Raw genomic sequence first — 17,770 nt, 5'->3', positions numbered from 1 at the left:
TCCAGAGAAGAGGCGTTATGTATGGGCATTGGGGGGTTCCCGGCTACACCGAGGTACGCGAACTCGGAGCCGGTGCGTCGGGACGCGTAGTCCTGGCCACGCGGGACCACGACGGCGAGCAGGTCGCCATCAAGTATCTGTCCGACGAGCTGCGCGCCGACGTCACGTTCGTCGCGCGGTTCCGCCATGAGGCCCGGCTGCTGGGCACCATGCGCAGCCCGTACAACGCCCGGCTGATCGACTACGTCGAGACCGGCGAGGGCGCCGCCATCATCATGGACCTGGTCAACGGCGTCTCCCTGCGCGAGGTCCTCAGCTCCGAGGGCCCCACGGGGCCCGAGGCCGCGCTGACGGTGCTGAAGGGCTCGCTGCTCGGCCTGTCCGAGGCCCACGCGGTCGGCGTGGTCCACCGGGACTTCAAGCCCGAGAACGTGATCGTCCAGGGCGACGGCACCAGCAAGCTGGTCGACTTCGGCATCGCCGTACGGGCCGGGCAAGGGGCGAACACCTCGGGCACGCCGCCGTACATGGCGCCCGAGCAGTGGTCGGGCGCGCCCGCGTCGCCCACGACCGACGTGTACGCGGCCACGATCGTCTTCTTCGAATGCCTGACCGGCGCCCGGCCCTACCGGGCGACCAACCTGGCCGCGCTGGCCCGCCAGCACCACAGCACGCCGCCGCCGGTCGAGGAGGTTCCCGAGTCGCTCAGGGGGCTGGTCGAGCGGGGGCTGGCCAAGCATCCCGCCGAGCGTCCCGAGACGGCCGACGCGCTGCTGGCGGAGCTGGAGGCGGTGGCGGTCGAGGCGTACGGGCCGGGCTGGGAGGAGCGCGGGCACCGGCGTCTGGCCAGGCTGGCCGGGCTGCTGCTGCTCATGTTCCCGACCCCGCCCGAGGAGGTGGCGGAGGTCGCGACGTCGATGGCGCGCACCGACCTCGCGACTCCGGCGGCCAAGCTCATGAGCAAGCTGGGGGCGAAGGTCGCGATCGGCGCGGTCTGCACCGGTGTCCTCGTGGCCGTCGCGATCGTGGTGGTCAACTCCTCCGACGGCGAGCCCACGCTCCAGGCGGCACGCAGTACGCCCACGGCCGGCGCGTCCTCGCTCGAAGTGCCGCTCCCCGAGGAAACCACCGAGGAGCCGACACCCGAGGTGACCACGCCCGAGCCGACCCCGGAGCCGTCCGACACGGTGACCGCGGCGCCGCCGCCCGTGGCGCAGACGACGAAGCCGCCCACCAAGACACCCACCCCGAAGCCCACACCCACCCCCAAGCCGACACCGACCAAGACGAAGAAGCCGACCAAGAAGCCGTCGCCGAGCGAGACACCGGATGAGGGCATCACGGGACGCTCCAGCGCCGACGAGACCTCGCCGCCGCCCAGCTCTTCGCCCCCGGCCACCTCGGCTCCGCCGACCACCCGGCCGCCCACGAGCCAGCCGCCCACCGGCCGCCCGTCCACCACCCCACCGGCCACGACCCAGCCGCCCGAGGGCGAGCCGACCCGCGGCGAGAAGGGCGGCGCCCAGCAGGACACGGGATCCCAGCAGGCCGGCTCCCAGGCACAGCCGGCGCCGCGAGCCGCCGCCCAGGAGGACGGCGCCTCGCGGGACGGTGACGCGGCCCTGGAAGGAGTCGCCTCCGAAGGGTTCGACGGAGGAGGCGTGGCGGCGGTGCTGGCTTTCGGGCTGGTGACGTCCGGCGCGGTTCCCGTCACACTTGCGGTGAAGCGCCGCATGTCTGGCAGGCACCGTAGGAGGCGCTAGGAGACCCCGGGGGTAGGACGGCGATGAGCAACGCGAGCGAGTCCATCGCCGGTTACCGGCTCACGGACCACACCCGCATCACCGAGCTCGGCACCTGGTTCGACGCGATCACGCCGTCCGGCCGCCGTGCGGGCGCGCTGCGGTTCGACAGCGGCGTGGTCGGCCTGCCCGGCGTGCGTGAGCGCGTCGTGGCCACGGTGGTGGCCGATCGGCCGCTGGCGCAGAACGGGCTGAGCGGCCTGGTGCAGGTGGCCGACGTGGTGGCGGCGGGCGAGGAGGTGTGGCTGCTCACGGCCGGACCGGCCAGCCCGTCGCTGGGCGATCTCATGGCGGCGCGGGCGGTGGACCCGCCGGGGGCGGCGGCCGTACTCGTGGAGACGGCGCAGACGCTGCGGGCCCTGCACGCGTCGGGACTGGCGCACGGCGCCCTGCACCCGGGCACGGTCGTGATCGGGGACGACGGCTCCGCGGTGCTGATCGAGCGCGGCCTGGCCGACGCGATCAGAGGACTGCGGGCCGAGCCGGAACGCGACGTGGCGGCGTGGGCGTCGCTGGCCAGGGCGCTGGGCGCGGACTGCCCGGCGCCGTCCGCGCAACTGCTCGACCGGGCGGCGGCCACGGCCACGCTCCACGGGCTGGAGGCGGCCAGGGACGTACTGCTCGGCCAGCGCGAGGTACTGCCCGGCGGGCAGATCACCCGCGACCGGCTGGCCCAGGAGGTGCGTAACCGGACGACCCTGGAGATCGGCGTCAACCCGATCCCGGACCGCGACGAGGGCGAGATCGTCACTCTGCTGCACGTTCCCGCCCTGGAGCAGCAGCACTTCGGGCCGGGGGTGTCGTCGTCCATCGGCACCACGGCGGAGCGGATCTGGCGGGAGGGCCGCGCCGACGCCGCCGGGACACCGGGCAAGCGGCGCGGGCGGGTCGCGCGGGCCCGGCGGCGGCGGACGATCCTGGCGGCCGCGGTGTTCGCGGTGATCGTGGCGGGGGCGTTGCTGGCGTGGTTCCGGCTGAGCGGGCCCTCGACGCCGCTGGCGGTGACCTCGGTCGACGTGTCGGCGCCGAAGAAGGCCCAGGGCTGCGACGCGGACGTGCTGATCAGCGGCAAGATCGTCACCAACGGCGCGTCCGGGGAGATCGTCTACGAGTGGGCGCAGAGCGACAGGAAGGAGAAGATTCGCCAGACGCAGCGCATCACCTCCGACAAGTCGTCCTACACGGTGCCGCTGAAGTGGAAGGTGTCGGGCAAGAGCACGGCCAAGCTCACGGCGACGCTGACGATCGTCTCGCCGCAGCGCCTGCAGGACAAGGCGAGCTTCACCTACAAGTGCTGACAATGCATCTCATAGCAGTTCTTACTACTCTGGCGACATGACCTCGCAGACCCCGGCGGGCTGGTACCCCGACCCCTACGGATCGCCCCAACTCCGCTGGTGGGACGGCAACCAGTGGACCGACGCCACGCACGCGCAGGAGCAGGCTCCCCCGACCCTTGTCGAGGGCGGCACGGACTGGTCGGCCCACCCGGCCAACCCCACGCTGCAGTTCGGCCAGCCCACGCAGGGCCAGAGCCAGTACGGCCAGCCGGACCCCCAGGCGTCGTCCGGCCCGAACCCGCAGCCGCCCCCCGGGTCCACACCTTTCGCCCAGCCGTCATCCGGCGCGAACCCGTACGCCCAGCCGTCATCGGGCGCGAACGCCCACGAACAGCCGCCCGCCGGAAACCCGTACAGCCAGCCGCCCTCCGGCGGAAACCCCTACGGCCAGCCGCCATCAGGCGCGAACCCGTACGGACAGCCGCCGTCCGGCGCGAACCCGTACGCGCAGCCGTCCTTCGCCGAGAACCCCTACGCCCAGCAACAGCCCGGCCAGTACGCCCAGCAGCCGGGCCAGTACAGCCAGCAGCCGGGCCAGTACGGCCAGCAACCGCCCTACGGCCAGCAGCCGACCGCTCCACACGGGCAGTACGGCCAGCTCCCCGGCCCCACCGCCTACGGCCAGCAGCCGAAGAAGTCCGGCGGCCCCCTGCCCTGGATCCTCGGCGGCGTGGGCGTGCTGGTCGTGGTGGCGCTGATCGTGGTGGCCGCGGTCGTCGTGGTCAACAGGACCGGCGGCACGACCGCCCAGGAGTCCCCGCCGCCCTCCTCGGACATCTTCCCGAGCCCCACCGAGACCGAGGACCCGGGCACCACGCCCACCCCGGACCCGGCGCCCTCGACGATGCCCGGCATCCAGGACGGCCGCATCACCGACCCCCAGGCGGGCGTGTCCTTCGAGGCGCCCGAGGGCTGGACCGTCCCTCCGGCCAACCGGGTCAACGGCACCGACCCGACGCAGCAGAGGTGGAGCAGCGCGGTCGAGGCGGTCTCGCACGAGAAGTACAACGGCGAGTCCAACTGGATCGGCAACGTCTACACCGGCGCGCTGAACGAGCTCTACCCCTATGAGAACGGGCAGAGCCTGCAGACGGCGGCCGGGGCGGTGCTGGCCTCGTTCAGCAACTACTACCAGCTCACGCACACCCGCAAGATCGTCAAGAACGAGGCGCTCAAGATCGGCGACAAGGACGCGTGGGTGTTGCAGTTCGAGCTCGACTTCTCCAAGATCTCCGCGGAGAAGAAGTACAAGTGGAAGAAGGAGAACGGCGCGGTGGTGCTGATGGACCGGGGTCCGGGCGAGCGTCCCGCGCTGGTTTACATCTCCGTTCCCGACAATCTGGGCACCGATGTGGTGGACAAGGTTATCGGCTCACTCAAGCCCGCCTGAGCAGGGGCACTAGGCTGGGCCCATGAGTGACTTGCTCGTATGGATCGACTGCGAGATGACCGGCCTCGACCTGGGTCGCGACGCGCTCGTCGAAGTGGCGTGCGTCATCACCGACAGCGAGCTCAACCAGGTGGACGAGGGCGTCGACGTGGTCATCAAGCCCCCGCCAGAGTCGCTGGAGCAGATGTCGCAGGTGGTGCGCGAGATGCACACGGCCTCGGGTCTTCTGCCGGAGCTGGCCGGCGGGGTCACGCTGGCCGAGGCCGAGTCGCTCGTGCTGGAGTACATCCGCCGCCACGTGCCGGAGTCGAAGAAGGCTCCACTGTGCGGCAACTCGATCGGCACCGACCGCACGTTCATCTCGCGTGACATGCCCGCGGTCGACGCGTACCTGCACTACCGGATGATCGACGTGTCGTCGATCAAGGAGCTGGTGCGCCGCTGGTATCCGCGGGTCTACTTCGCCGCGCCGGAGAAGCAGGGCGGCCATCGGGCCCTCGCGGACATCACCGAGTCGATCAGGGAGCTGCGCTACTATCGGGCCGCGGTGTTCGTCAGCCAGCCGGGTCCCGATTCGGTGACGGCCCGCGGACTCGCCGAACGTGTCAGCGGCTAATCGGGTGGCGTAAAGACTCCCGAACACCGCTACACTTTTCCTGTGCCGCCGCGATGCGGCACGCATGGTGGGTGTAGCTCAGTTGGTAGAGCGCCAGGTTGTGGTCCTGGATGTCGCGGGTTCAAGTCCCGTCACTCACCCTTGGTGACATGGCCGGTCCTGAGGGACCGGCCATCGTCGTTTTCTCCGGCATCGTCCCCAAACCAAGACTTTGCGAGTTATGCTCGCTGTCTACCGCTAGCGCCGGAAGCACGGGGGTCCCTCGGCGATCTGACCGACATCGTGCCCACGGAGGCCGGATGAGAGTCGACGACACCGCCTTCGGCGGAGTGTTCACATCCTTAAGCAAGCGCGAGGCAGAGGTCATGGATCTGATAGCCACAGGTCAGTCCAATGGCCAGATAGCGCAGCGCTTGTTCCTGAGCGAGAAGACCGTGAAGAACCACGTCAATCGCATCTACGCAAAACTCGGCGTGGATTCCCGCGTCACCGCCATAGGCCTGTGGAACTCAAGGTCTGACGACTAGCCCGTACGGCAGAGCCGCCCCCACCCCGAACCGCCACAAGGGCTGGGGGCCCTCCAGGCCGACGCTCCTCCGCCGCACCGCCTGACCGCCGTGACGCGCGCCCGCGCACCGGCCGGGTGGTCACCCCATGCCCACCTTCAGATAGCCGCTCGCCTCGGCGATCAGGCCGTCGCGCAGCCGCATGAGGTTGAGGCCCCTGGTGACGGCGCCGCCCGAGACGAAGCGCCACCGGATGACCGCCTGGTCGCCCTGCACGCTGACGTCCTCGACCGTCCAGGTGAGCGTCTTGTCCTCGGCCAGCGCCGACCAGAAGCGCAGCGCCTCGCCCGGCCCCGTGTAGGCCGCGCCGTCCACGTTCTCCAGCGCGCAGTCGTCGGCCACCAAAGCGGGCAGGCCGGAGGGGTCGTGGGTGCGGAAGGCGGCGTTGAAACCGTCGATCACGTTCTTCGTCATGCCGACGATCCTGCTCGGCGGCGCGCGGCGCGGCAATTCCCGGCAGGGAATCGTGGCTAGCGCCCGGTTTGGGCTAGAAAGTGCTTGTGGAACGATTCGGAAGCGCGCTGAAGCACTGGCGCGGCGTCCGCCGGGTCAGCCAGCTGGAGCTGGCCGGGCGCGCGGGCACGACGCAGCGGCATCTCAGCTTCATGGAGAGCGGGCGCTCGCGTCCCGGCAGGGAGATCGTGGTCCGCCTGTCCGACTCGCTCGGGCTGTCGCCGCGCGAGCGCAACGGGCTCCTGCTGGCCGCTGGATACGCTCCGGCCTTCCCGGAGTCCAGCCTGGACGATCCTGTGCTGGAGCCGGTCAGAGAGGCGCTGGAGCGCGTGCTGGAGGGGCACCTGCCGTACCCGGCCGTGGTGGTCCGGCCCTACGGCGAGCTGCTCGCCGCCAACGCGGCCTTCGAGGTCCTCACCGAGGGCGCCGCGCCGGAGCTGCTGGAGCCGCCGGTCAACCTGTTCCGGCTGGCGCTGCATCCGCGTGGCATGGGCGCGCGGGTGGCCAACCTGGCCGACTGGGGGCGGCACGTGGTGGAGAATCTGCGGGCCCAGCTGCTGCGCAGCCCGGATCCGCGGCTGGACGTCTACATCGGGGAGCTGGAGTCGTACCTGCCCGCGGCGGCGCCGGGGCCCGAACACCTGGGCTTCGCCGTCCCGCTGCGGCTGCGCTCACGGGACGGCGAGCTGTGCCTGCTGACCACGATCACCTCGTTCGCCACCGCGACGGACGTGACGGTCGCCGAGCTGCACCTGGAGGCGTTCCTGCCGGCCGACGCGGCCACCGCGGCCGCCCTGCGCGAGCGGGCACTCAAAACCAGGGCCTGAGCGGGCCCCTCAGACCAGGGCGCGTGCGATCGCCTTGAGTCCGTGGTCCAGGTCCTCTTCCGGGATGTTCAGGGCGGGGCGCAGCCGTACCGACCGCTCGCCGCACGGCAGGACCAGGACGCCCTCGTCCTCCCTCAGCCGGCTGACCAGCGCGTCGCGCCGGGCCGGGTCGGGCAGGTCGAAGGCGATCATGAAGCCGCGGCCCCGGGCGCTGGACATCAGGTCGGGGTGCTCGGCCTGGATCTTGGTCAGGCCTTCGAGCGCCTGCTCGCCGAGCGTGGCGGCGCGGGCGATGAGGTCGTCGCGCTCGATGATCTCCAGGAGCGCGCGGGAGCGGACCATGTCGACCAGGCCGCCGCCCCAGGTGGAGTTGATCCGGCTGCTGACACGGAAGACGTTGTCGGCGACCTCGTCCACCCTGCGCCCGGCCATGATGCCGCCCACCTGGACCTTCTTGGCGAAGGCCACGATGTCGGGTTCGAGGCCGAGCTGCTGGTAGGCCCAGGGGGTGCCGGTGGTCCCGCCGCCGGTCTGCACCTCGTCGAGGACGAACAGCGCGTCGTACTCGTGGCACAGGTGCTGCATCGCCCGCAGAAACTCCGGGCGCATGTGGTTGTCGCCGCCCTCGCCCTGGATGGGCTCGGCGATGAAGCAGGCGATGTCGTGGGGATGGGCCTCGAACGCGGCGCGGGCCTGGGCGAGGGCGCGCGCCTCGGCGGCCTCCACGTCGCCGTGGTGGATCGCGGGGACCTCGACGCGCGGCCAGCCGAAGGTGGGGAAGCGGTCGGTCTTGGCCGGGTCGGTGTTGGTGAGGCTGAGGGTGTAGCCGCTGCGGCCGTGGAAGGCGCGCGTCAGGTGCAGGACCTTGGTCCCGAGGGTACGGCCGCGCCCGGCCGCCTCGTTGCGCCGGCTCTTCCAGTCGAAGGCGGTCTTGAGCGCGTTCTCGACGGCCAGCGCCCCGCCTTCCACGAAGAACAGGTGGGGCAGCTCCGGGTCGCCGAGCACGCGGCTGAAGGTGTCGGCGAAGTCGGCCAGGTGCTCGGTGTACATGTCCGGGTTGGCGGGCTTGTTACGCGCCACCTCGCCCAGGAGCCGGGCCGTTTCCGCGTCGAACGGGGGGTTCACGCCCAGCGGAGCCGAGGCGAAGAACGTGTAGAAGTCCAGGTACCTGCGGCCGGTGCGCAGGTCGGTGAGCCAGGAGCCCTGGCTGCGTTCGAGGTCGAGCACCAGCCGGTAGCCGTCGACGAGGAGATGGCGGGCGAGGCGGTCGAGTACATCCATGTCTTCCTCCCGGGTGAGCCAGACACGACATACCTTCCCTATAGATGCCGTAAATACCCGTAAACTTTCCGTGCCCACCGCTTCACGGCGCCAGCTTCTTCACCTTGAAGGACAGGACGACCATCGCGATGCCGTAGATGATCGCGAAGACGCCGAGCAGCCAGGTCAGCGTGAGCATCCCGGTGGCCGGCCAGATGATGAGCAGGATGCCGAAGATCACCGAGAGCACGCCGCCCAGGATGAGCATCCACTCGTTGTCGATCTCCTTGCGGAGCGCGATGCCGGCGACGATCTCGGCGATGCCGGTGAAGATCGCCCAGAAGGCGATGACGTAGAGCAGGGCGAGCGCGGTGATCCCCGGCCAGGCGAAGGCCACGATGCCGGCGAGGATGCCGATGATGCCGGAGATGATGAGCCAGGCCCTCGACTGCACGTTGTGGCCGAAGGCGGCGAAGAGCGAGAAAAGGCCGCTGACGATCGCGTAGGCGCCGAAGAAGATCACCAGGACGTACAGCGTGATCCCCGGCCAGACCAGCGCGAGGATGCCGAAGATGATGGCGCAGATGCCTCGGATGAGTACGAGCCACCACGTGCGCGCGATTTGCTCCATGCCCCGATGCTTTCCAGAAAGATCACTCATGGAGACCCCGATGGGGTCAAATATCGGTGATCCGGATGGCAAGAGTTCCGGTGGCGCCCCTTCTGAGCCGGCTGCCCAGCAGGGTGATCCGCCCGATCAGGCCGTACTTGCGCCGCAGCAGGACGCGCACCCGCTCGGTCTCCCCGGCCGGGAGGATCTCCGCCGTGCCGTCCACGGCCGGGCCGCTCACCTTGCCGCGCAGGTCGCACGGGGCGACGCTCACGCGCGGGTTGGCGCGGATGCGCTTGACCTTCCACGAGTCAGCGACCGTCCAGATCACGACCGCCTCGCCGTCGCGGGCGCACCAGACCGGGGTGGCCACGGGGGTGCCGTCGCGCTTGAAGGAGGTCACCGACACGTACTGCTCATCACCGAGGTTCACACGTGGGAGTACACCACGATCGAGACGGCGATGTACTGCACCAGGTACGCGGCGAGGGTGAAGGCGTGGAAGACCTCGTGGAACCCGAACCACGCGGGTGACGGGTCCGGGCGGCGCAGGCCGTACACGATGGCTCCGGCGCTGTAGAAGACGCCGCCCACGGCCACCAGCACGACGGCGGCGAGGCCCGCGCCCTCCAGCAGCTGGGGCATCACGAAGATGGCGGCCCAGCCGAGCGCGAGGTAGAGGACGGTGTAGAGCCAGCGCGGCGCCCCCATCCAGAAGACACGGAACAGCACGCCCATCAGCGCTCCGCCCCAGATGACCGAGACGACCGCGATGCGGGCGACGCCGGACAGGGCGAGCAGGGCGAAGGGCGTGTAGGTGCCCGCGATGATCAGGTAGATGTTGGCGTGGTCGAACCGGCGCAGCACCTCTGCCAGCCTGGGGCCGAGGGTGCCGCGGTGGTAGGTGGCCGAGATGCCGAAGAGCAGCCCCGAGGTGACGGCGTAGATCGCCGAGGCCAGCCGTGCCTGCAGCGTCGGGCCTAGTGCCACGAGCGCGAATCCCGCGACAAGCGTCACGGGCAGCGCCCCCGTGTGCAACCAGCCGCGCAGCCTGGGCTTCGCGAAAGTGGTCGTCATATAACCTACGGTACCGTAGGTTAGGTACCCCTTAGCAACCCCTACAGTCCCTGCAGGAACCGCGCCGCGATGGGGACCGCGGCCGAACGGCCCGAGCCGCCGTTGCGGACGAACACGCAGAAGGCCAGGTCGTCCCGGTAGCCGATGAACCAGCCGTGCTCGCTCTGCGCGTCCACCTCGGCCGTGCCGGTCTTGCCCGCCACGCCCTCGGGCAGGCCGGCGCCGGCGGCGGTGCCGTACTCGACCACGGCCCGCATCATCTCGCGCAGCCCCTCGGCCACGTCGGTGTCCAGCTCGACGTCGCGCAGGGGCGGGCCCTCCAGGTCGGCCGCCTCGTCGGCGGGCAGCAGCCGGGGCGAGCGCCACACTCCGCTCTCGACCGCGGCGGCGACGGCGGCCATGCACAGCGGCGTGGCCTGCACGCTCGCCTGGCCGATGACGGCCTCGCCGAACCAGTCCAGGTTCATCTTCTCCGGCTCGGGGATCTGACCGCAGGCGCCGCCCGCGCCGGTGGGCAGCCGCAGGCCGCGAAAGCCCCAGGGCGCGGCGGCCTCGATCAGGTCGCCGGGCTCCATGCGGGTGGTGGCCTCCTCGACGAAGGTGGTGTTGCAGGAGTGCGCGAACGCCTCGGTGAAGCTGATCGTGCCCCGGTCGGCGGCGCCGGCGTTCCTGAAGGATCTGAAGCCGGGGATCTGGTAGGTGGCCGGGCACTCGACCTGCGACGATCCGGACAGCCCCGTCCCCATCAACGCCGCGGCCACCACGGTCTTGAACGTCGAGCCGGGCGGGAACAACGACGTGAACGCCTTGCTGCCGCCCTCAAGCCGGTCGGCCACGCCCAGAATCTCGCCGGTGCTCGACCGGATCGCCACGATGGCCGCGTCCGAGACGCCGTCCAGGGCCCGCGCGGCGGCGGCCTGCACGGCGCGCGAGAGCGTGGTCTTCTGCGCCTTGGGCTTCGACACCTTGCTGATCAGCGTCTGGGTGCTGTCGTCCGGCAGGATCGCCTGGAGCGCGGTGCCCTTCTTGTGCGGGTACGCGTCGGCCAGCTTCTCCAGGTAGTACTCGGCGTAGCTGTTCTCGGGGAAGCGCTCGCCCTCGCTGGTGACCAGTTCGACCGAGGGCGCCTGCACCGTGGCCAGCTCCAGGATGCCGTTGTCCTTGAGCAGCGGGTGCAGGGTCTCCGGGGTCCAGAGGACGTGCCAGCCCTTCTCGCGTACGGCCAGCCTCAGCGTGCCCTGGAACTCCCACCAGCCGAGCTCGCGTAATTTCCGCCTCCCGGAGAACGGCACCTCGGCGCTCTCCTCGCCGGTCATCGTGAGCGTGCCGGGGGCCAGCTCGATGGCGTCCACGCGCAGCGAACTGGACAGGGACAGGTGCCGTGCCATGAAATCGTCGGGCACCTGGAAGACGAGCCTGCTCATGGCCTGCACGTCGCCGCGGCGCCAGGCGGTGAAGTACGACTCGGCCGTCTTCTCCGGGCTTCCGTGCGTGCTGTTGGCCGCGAGGACCGCGAAGGCTCCCGCCCCCATCACCGCCAGAAGCGCAATAAGGAGGACAATCAGCCTTCGTCGTCGCATACCGTTTCTCCCAGGAAAGGGGACAGAAAGTGGCACGTGGACAGCGGGAGCCGATGCCCGGCCGGTACCCGGTGACGTTCGGTGAGGTCGAGCTTCTCCGGGATCTGGACAGGCAGGACGGCTGGGTGCTGTCCAAGGATGGCGTACCTCAGTCCTATATCGACCTACAAGACCCCACATTCCTGGAATTTGAGTATGTGCGGTTGATGGCCGATGTGATCGACGTCATGGACGACGGCCCGATCAGCTGTCTGCACGTCGGCGGCGGCGCGTGCTCCATCCCCCGCTACGTCTCCGCCACCCGCCCCGGCTCCCGCCACATCGTCCTCGAGCCCGACGGCCTGCTGGTCAACCTCGTGCGCGAGCAACTCGACCTGCGCTCGGTCCCCAAGCTCAAGGTGATCGTCGCCGGAGGCAGGGAGGGCACCCAGAAGGTCTGGGACGAGAGCGCCGACCTGGTCGTGCTCGACGCCTTCACCGCCGCCACGATGCCGGTCGAACTGGCCACCGCCGAGTACCTGGCCGACCTGGCGCGCGTGCTGCGTCCCACCGGGACACTGCTGATCAACATCGCGGACGGCAAGGGCCTGTCCTTCGCCCGCCGCCTGCTGGCCACCGTCACCGCCGCCTACGGCCACGTCGCGCTGCTGGCCGAGCCCGCCATCATGCGCGGGCGCCGCTTCGGCAACCTCATCGTCGCCGCCTCCCGCACCGCCCTGCCCGTCGACCTGCTCACCCGCCGCGCGGCCGGCGGCCTCACCCAGGCCAGATGCGTGTACGGCGAGGCCCTCACGAACTTCGTCGCCGGCGCCGCCCCCATCCGCGACGGCGACCCGGTCCTCGCCCCGGTGCCGCCGCCTTCTGTTTTCGGATGACGCGACTTCGGATGAGGTCTCAGCCCTCCAGGTAGGCCAGCACCGCGGCCACCCGCCGGTTGACGTCGCCGGTGTTCTCCAGCCCGAGCTTGGAGAAGATCACGTTGACGTTCTTCTCCACCGACGACAGCGACAGGTGCAGCGCCCGTCCGATCGCCGGGTTGGACCGCCCCCGCGCCATCTCCCGCAGCACCTCGCGCTCCCGCTCGGTCAGCGAGCCGAGCGGCGAGTCGCCCCCGCCGCGCACCTCCCGCCGCGACATCAGCCCCTCGACCACCTTGGGGTCGATCACCGAGCCGCCCTCGGCCACCGCGGTGATCGCGCCGAGCAGCTCGTCGAGGTCGCCGACCCGGTCCTTCAGCAGGTAGGCGAAGCCCTCGGTGCCCTTCTTGAACAGCTCGAAGGCGTACAGCGCGTCGCCGAACTGCGACAGCACCACCACCCCGACCCCGGGATACGCCGACCGGACGGCGTGGGCAGCGTCGATGCCCTCGAACCCGGCCCGCCAGCCCCCGCCCGGCATCCTGATGTCGGTGAGCACCACGTCGGGCGCGAACCTGCGGACCGCGTCGAGCAGCTCGTCGGCGTTGCCCACAGCGGCCACCACCTCCACCCGCCCCGACGTCTCCAGCAGCCGCCTGGCGCCCTCGCGCACCAGGTAGTGGTCGTCGGCCACGACCGTACGCAGCGGCTCAGCCATGTGCCGGCACCCAGGCGCTCACCGTGGTCCCCTTTCCTGTCGTGCTGGTCACCTCCAGGCCCCCGCCGAGCGCGCTCAGCCGGTCGGCCAGGGCGCCCAGGGCGGTCGCGGCCGGCTCGAACCCCCTGCCGTCGTCACGGACCGAGGCCCGCAGCCGGCCGTCGTGGTGCGACAGCCGTACCTCTATCTTCCCAGCGGCGGCGTGCTTGAGCGCGTTGGCCAGCGCCTCGCTGACGGTGAAGTACAGCGCGCCCTCGATCTCGTCGGCGAAGCGGGCCGCGCGCAGCTCCGGATCGGCCAGCACGGTCGTCGGCACCAGAAGGCGGGCGCAGCGCGACTCCACCGCCTCCACCAGGCCGCCCTGCGCCAGCACGGAGGGGTGGATGCCGGCGGCCAGCTCCCGCAGGTCGTCGAGGGTCTGGCGGGCCTGCTCGCGCAGCGGCGGCAGCATTTCGGGGGCGCCGCCGGAGGCGCGGGCCAGCTCCAGCCCGGCGATGAGCGCGACGAGCTGCTGCTGGACGCCGTCGTGGATGTTGCGCTCCAGCCGCCGCCGCTCGGCCTCCTGGGCGTTGACCAGCCGCCCGGCCAGCGCGGCGCTGCGGATGGCCAGCCCGACCGGCACCGCGAACGCGTGCAGCAGCCGCCGGTCCTCCGCGGTGAAGCGCCCCTGGTTCTTCTCCCCCACGGCCAGTTCCCCGAGCCCGCCGGCCACGCGCTCGCGCACGGTCGCCTCGCCCTGTCTGCCGCCGGCGGTGAACCGCGCGCCGCCCGTGAGCGACACCTCCGCCCACCGCACGTCCAATCCCTCCCGTACGGCCCGCGCCAGCCCGGCCAGTTGCTCTCCTGGCTCGGCGTCCTGGAGCTCCGGCGACAGCTCGGACAGCAGTTCGCTCACCGTGGGCCGCATGTCGAAGACGAGCGAGAGCCTGGAGCCCCGGATGCCGAGCCGGATGTCGAGCAGCCGGTGCCGCACCAGCGCGACACCGATCGCCCCCGGCACGGCCGCCAGCACGGCCAGGGTGCCGATGCTCACGATCGCCAGGTGGCCGACGACCACGTAGATCAGCACCACCGCGAACCCGATGACGCCGATTGCGCTTCCGCAGAGCATCCACAGGTACTGCGGCCGCTCCCGCGCCCCCGCGCGCCGCCACCGCACGACCAGCCCGAAGAGCACGACGATCGCCATGATGTACACGACCAGCTGCGCCATCCCGCTGACCACCGAGGCCACCAGGTCGGCCGGTCCGGTCATGACGGGCGGCCCCTGCTTGAGCGGGTCCAGGGACGACAGGGTCGTCGCCACCGCGTGCAGGACGATCGCCACTCCGGCGATCCAGGCGACCGGCCGCCACCGCCGCGAGGGCAGTCGGCCGTCGGGGAACAGCAACGGCAGGAAGACCCACACCAGCCCGTAGAAGACCGCGAACAAGGCGGCGAACCACTTGCCCGGAACATCCGCGCCGACGTGCCGGGCCAGCGAGCTGCCCAGCGTGCCCACCCCGAGGAAGCATGCGGTGGCCAGCAGCAGCCAGCCGTACGGGATCTCGGGACGGCGCAGCGTGATCAGCCAGCCGAGCACGGGCGTGAGCAGGCCGATCAGCATGTAGAGCCACTGGCCGGCCCCGGTGCCGTCCATCATCGAGCCGATGATCAGGCTCGCCCCGGACAGCGCCGCCAGGGCGCTCGCGAACGCTCTCATGGGTGTCCATCCTGCTCAGAGGGCATGCGCCACGTCTATGCGGTTGACCGCATACCGGTGTGCGGTCAACCCGGTGGGTACGGCGGGCCCGCGTCGCCAGAGTGGAACCATGATCTCTCGACTGACATCGAAGTCCCTGCTCGCCCTGGCCGTCGCCGCGACGCTACTGGCCGGATCAGGAGTCGCGACCGCCGCCGGTGCCACGGCCGGCCCGTCGCCCTCCCCCACGGGCTCGCCCGGCGTGGAGATCCCCGCGACGCCCGCCGGGCAGCAGTTGCGCTGGGTGCTCGACGCCATCGGGCGCGCGCCGGTCCCGGAGAGCGAGATCAAGGAGCACATCGCCGACAGCTACCTCGCCGCGGTGCCGCCGGCAGAGGTCAACACGTTCCTCCGGCAGCTGTCGGGGCTGACGCTGAACGCCGTAGACAGCTCCCGGCCGAAACAGATCGAGGTCACGGCCACTCTGGCGGGCCACAAGTTCACGGTCACGCTGGGAGTCGACGGCACCGGCAAGATCGATCTCCTGGGCGCCGAGCCGATCCTGCCCCTGCCTCCGGAGCCCAAGACCTGGAAGGAGCTGGACGAGCGCCTCGCCAAGGTGGCGCCCCGGCATGCCTACCTGGCGGCGGAGCTCAAGGGGAGCCGGATCCGCCCGATCCACGCGATCGGCCAGAACACCGACCGGCCGATCGGCTCGATGTTCAAGCTCTACATTCTCGGCACGCTCGCCAAGCAGATCCGCCAGGGCAGGCTGTCCTGGAACACTCAGCTCACGATCACGCCAGAGCTGAAGAGCCTGCCCAGCGGCGAGTTGCAGGACCGTCCCAACGGCAGCAAGGTCAGCGTCCTCGAGGCGGCCACGCTGATGATCTCCATCAGCGACAACACCGGCACGGACATGCTCCTGCACAAGGTGGGCAAGAAGGCCGTCGAGAAGACCATGCGAGCCTGGGGCGCCCGGGACAAGAGAAACTTCCCGGTCCTCAGCACCCGGGAGATGTTCACGCTCAAGGGCGCCGACTATCCCAAGCACACCAAGGCCTACCTCGCGCTCGGCACTGCGGCCAAGCGCGCCTACCTGCGTGACACGATCGGCAAGCTGCCGCTCACCTCGATCACGCCGTGGCTGAAGCCGCCGCGCGAGCTCGACACCATCGAATGGTTCGCCTCCCCCACCGACATCGCCCGCGCCCACGCCGAGCTGCGAAGGTTCACCGACCCGAACGTCGGCCGGGTGATGTCGGTCAACCCCGGCAGCCTGGCGGAGGGCACCTGGTACAAGGGCGGCTCGGAGGTGGGCCTTCTGGCCCTCGGCCATTCCTACCGGGCGGCGAACGGGAAGGTCTACGTCATCACCACGCTGGCGGCCGACCCGTCCGCGCCGTTCCCGGCCACCGCGACGCCCGAGTTGGTGTCTCTGACACGGGGCGCGGTCAAGCTGGCGAAGTGATCGCCAGATCCAGGAAGAGGGCGGCCGACCAGCCGAAGCCGCTGGTCGCCCGCTTCGCCTTCCTGCCCGTCTCCGGGTTCCAGTACTCGTAGAGGCCGCCGCCGTCGCGGACCATGGCCAGCGTCCTGGCCACCAGGGCGTCGGCGGCCTCGCCGTACCCGGAACGGCGCAGCCCGTCGGCGAGCAGGTAGTTGACGTTCAGCCAGACCGGTCCGCGCCACATGGCGTCGGGGTCGTGGCGGGGGTCGTCGAAGGCCACGGTGGGCACCGGACGCTCGCCCCAGAAGGAGGGCGAGCGGAGGTCGGCCACCAGGCGGTCGGCGACCTCCTTCGGCAGCCGGCCGGTGAACAGCGGCATCAGGTCCAGCGGGGTTCTGACCTCGGCCTCAACCTCGCCGACCAGGGTGCGGAAGCGAGCGCCCGTCCAGCGCCGCCCGACCATGAGATCGGTGAGCGCCTGGGCCCTGGCCCGCCAGTCCGCGGCCTCGGGTCGGCCGAGCTCGGCCGCGATGTCGGCCAGCCGGTCGTACTGCAGGGCCAGGTAGGAGTTGAGGTCCGGGGGCTCGGCGCGGGGGCCGTGATCCCAGATCGGGCTGTCGTCCAGGCCGGAGGAGTACGGGTGCAGGTACTCGGCCAGGCCGTCGCCGTCCGGGTCGGAGCGCTCGAACCACCACTCCTGCGAGCGGACCAGCTTCGGGTAGACCTCTTCCAGGAAGCCGCGGTCGGGGGCGGCCTCGTGGATCTTCCAGACGGCCCACGCGGTCAGCGGGGGCTTGGTGACCGGCACGACCTCCCTGATCGGCTCGCCGCCGACGTGCTCGGCCAGGCGGGCCAGGTCGGAGCGGGGCAGGTCGGTGGTCTCGGCCAGCGATCCGTGGTCGTGCACGACGTCGGGGATCAGCCCGTCCTCGCGCTGGTTGTCCAGCAGGATGCGGATCTGCTCGCGGGCCAGCTCCGGGTCGGCGTGCCGCAGGGCGATGGCGTGGAAGTAGGAGTCCCAGTTCCACAGGCCGACGTAGCCGTACTTGGAGGGGACGAGCGACTCGCGGCCCCTGATGTCGATCAGGTTGACCGCGAGCGTCCACCAGGCCATCTGGGCGCGCTCGCGCAGGTCCGCGCGGACGGCGGGCAGCTTGGCGAACCACGCCGCCCACCTGGCGGCCGCCTTCTCCAGGACGTCCTCGTGGACGCCCTCGCCGACGAGGGTGAACGTTCCTTCCACGGCGGCCTCGCCCTGGTCCCAGACCGCGCGGGCGCCGGCGCCGACCAGGACGAGGGCCTCCGGGCCGGCGAAGGCCAGGCTCACGCCGTCCTCGAAGTCGATCCGGTCGGGCAGCGCCTGCCGTACCCGCAGCTCGTGGTCGCCGCGGAAGAGCCGCAGGCCCGTCAGGACGGTCGTCTCGCCGAGGCGGGTCTCGTACTGGGCGCGGGCGATCCAGAGGGAGCCGTCGGCGGCGGCCATCACCAGCAGGCGGGAACCGCGGTCGGTGAAGGGGCGCTCGCGCAGGTCGAGGGTGAACAA

General features: G+C 70.9%; 17 protein-coding genes and 1 tRNA gene. 9 read left to right on the top strand and 9 right to left on the bottom strand.

Annotated features, from left to right (window positions below):
* Nucleotides 1–17: 17 nt before the first annotated feature.
* From ACIBHY_RS30395 to ACIBHY_RS30370, 6 genes are all read left to right on the top strand, one after another.
* On the top strand, nucleotides 18–1,763 hold the full coding sequence (locus ACIBHY_RS30395; RefSeq protein WP_397308465.1) for a serine/threonine-protein kinase: 1,746 nt from the start codon (nucleotides 18–20) through the stop codon (nucleotides 1,761–1,763).
* Between the two features lie 23 nt (nucleotides 1,764–1,786).
* Entirely contained in the window at nucleotides 1,787–3,100 is a 1,314-nt protein-coding gene (locus tag ACIBHY_RS30390; protein ID WP_397308464.1) for a hypothetical protein, read from the top strand.
* Between the two features lie 37 nt (nucleotides 3,101–3,137).
* Entirely contained in the window at nucleotides 3,138–4,532 is a 1,395-nt protein-coding gene (locus ACIBHY_RS30385; protein WP_397308463.1) for a DUF2510 domain-containing protein, read from the top strand.
* A gap of 22 nt (nucleotides 4,533–4,554) precedes the next feature.
* Complete coding sequence (gene orn, locus ACIBHY_RS30380; protein WP_397244456.1) at nucleotides 4,555–5,148, top strand: oligoribonuclease; 594 nt, start codon at nucleotides 4,555–4,557, stop codon at nucleotides 5,146–5,148.
* Nucleotides 5,149–5,215: 67 nt separating this feature from the next.
* A tRNA-His gene (locus ACIBHY_RS30375) sits at nucleotides 5,216–5,288 on the top strand.
* Between the two features lie 159 nt (nucleotides 5,289–5,447).
* Nucleotides 5,448–5,675, top strand: coding sequence for a helix-turn-helix transcriptional regulator (locus ACIBHY_RS30370; protein ID WP_184960057.1), 228 nt, complete (start codon nucleotides 5,448–5,450; stop codon nucleotides 5,673–5,675).
* Between the two features lie 120 nt (nucleotides 5,676–5,795).
* Here the strand turns inward: ACIBHY_RS30370 and ACIBHY_RS30365 are convergent, their stop codons facing one another.
* Entirely contained in the window at nucleotides 5,796–6,128 is a 333-nt protein-coding gene (locus tag ACIBHY_RS30365) for a nuclear transport factor 2 family protein (protein WP_397244458.1), read from the bottom strand.
* 86 nt (nucleotides 6,129–6,214) lie between these two features.
* Here ACIBHY_RS30365 and ACIBHY_RS30360 point away from each other — a divergent pair, with 86 nt between their 5' ends.
* The gene (locus ACIBHY_RS30360; protein WP_397244460.1) at nucleotides 6,215–6,994 is read left to right on the top strand and encodes a helix-turn-helix domain-containing protein; all 780 of its coding nucleotides are present in this window, start codon (nucleotides 6,215–6,217) and stop codon (nucleotides 6,992–6,994) included.
* Nucleotides 6,995–7,003: 9 nt separating this feature from the next.
* On the opposite strand, the gene lat is transcribed toward ACIBHY_RS30360, so the two are convergent.
* The 5 genes from lat to ACIBHY_RS30335 form a co-directional block, all read right to left on the bottom strand.
* Nucleotides 7,004–8,275, bottom strand: coding sequence for an L-lysine 6-transaminase (lat, locus tag ACIBHY_RS30355; RefSeq protein ID WP_397244462.1), 1,272 nt, complete (start codon nucleotides 8,273–8,275; stop codon nucleotides 7,004–7,006).
* Between the two features lie 82 nt (nucleotides 8,276–8,357).
* On the bottom strand, nucleotides 8,358–8,885 hold the full coding sequence (locus ACIBHY_RS30350) for an HdeD family acid-resistance protein (protein WP_397244465.1): 528 nt from the start codon (nucleotides 8,883–8,885) through the stop codon (nucleotides 8,358–8,360).
* Between the two features lie 46 nt (nucleotides 8,886–8,931).
* Complete coding sequence (locus ACIBHY_RS30345) at nucleotides 8,932–9,297, bottom strand: PPOX class F420-dependent oxidoreductase (protein WP_397244467.1); 366 nt, start codon at nucleotides 9,295–9,297, stop codon at nucleotides 8,932–8,934.
* Nucleotides 9,294–9,941, bottom strand: a complete 648-nt coding sequence (locus tag ACIBHY_RS30340) for a hemolysin III family protein (protein WP_397244469.1) — start codon at nucleotides 9,939–9,941, stop codon at nucleotides 9,294–9,296. The genes ACIBHY_RS30345 and ACIBHY_RS30340 overlap by 4 nt, the downstream gene beginning before the upstream one ends.
* 41 nt (nucleotides 9,942–9,982) lie before the next feature.
* Nucleotides 9,983–11,473 carry a penicillin-binding transpeptidase domain-containing protein gene (locus ACIBHY_RS30335; RefSeq protein ID WP_397308620.1) on the bottom strand — a complete coding sequence of 497 codons (1,491 nt, stop codon included), beginning with the start codon at nucleotides 11,471–11,473 and terminating at the stop codon, nucleotides 9,983–9,985.
* Between the two features lie 77 nt (nucleotides 11,474–11,550).
* On the opposite strand from ACIBHY_RS30335, the gene ACIBHY_RS30330 reads away from it, so the two are divergent.
* Nucleotides 11,551–12,396 carry a spermidine synthase gene (locus tag ACIBHY_RS30330; RefSeq protein WP_397244473.1) on the top strand — a complete coding sequence of 282 codons (846 nt, stop codon included), beginning with the start codon at nucleotides 11,551–11,553 and terminating at the stop codon, nucleotides 12,394–12,396.
* 19 nt (nucleotides 12,397–12,415) lie between these two features.
* Here ACIBHY_RS30330 and ACIBHY_RS30325 read toward each other — a convergent pair whose 3' ends face one another.
* Together ACIBHY_RS30325 and ACIBHY_RS30320 are read right to left on the bottom strand one after the other, a co-directional pair.
* Entirely contained in the window at nucleotides 12,416–13,096 is a 681-nt protein-coding gene (locus tag ACIBHY_RS30325; protein ID WP_397308462.1) for a response regulator, read from the bottom strand.
* Nucleotides 13,089–14,798 (bottom strand): ATP-binding protein, encoded by a 1,710-nt coding sequence (locus tag ACIBHY_RS30320; protein WP_397308461.1) that lies wholly within the window; start codon nucleotides 14,796–14,798, stop codon nucleotides 13,089–13,091. Before ACIBHY_RS30320 ends, ACIBHY_RS30325 begins: the two co-directional genes overlap by 8 nt.
* A gap of 109 nt (nucleotides 14,799–14,907) precedes the next feature.
* On the opposite strand from ACIBHY_RS30320, the gene ACIBHY_RS30315 reads away from it, so the two are divergent.
* On the top strand, nucleotides 14,908–16,248 hold the full coding sequence (locus tag ACIBHY_RS30315; RefSeq protein WP_397308460.1) for a serine hydrolase: 1,341 nt from the start codon (nucleotides 14,908–14,910) through the stop codon (nucleotides 16,246–16,248).
* On the opposite strand, the gene ACIBHY_RS30310 is transcribed toward ACIBHY_RS30315, so the two are convergent.
* Nucleotides 16,232–17,770, bottom strand: coding sequence for an amylo-alpha-1,6-glucosidase (locus tag ACIBHY_RS30310; RefSeq protein WP_397244481.1), 1,539 nt, complete (start codon nucleotides 17,768–17,770; stop codon nucleotides 16,232–16,234). The genes ACIBHY_RS30315 and ACIBHY_RS30310 overlap by 17 nt on opposite strands.

Origin of the sequence: Nonomuraea sp. NPDC050547, from assembly GCF_044457345.1 — a bacterium.
GTDB lineage: Bacteria > Actinomycetota > Actinomycetes > Streptosporangiales > Streptosporangiaceae > Nonomuraea.
This window is presented reverse-complemented; position numbering and strand designations above follow the sequence as displayed.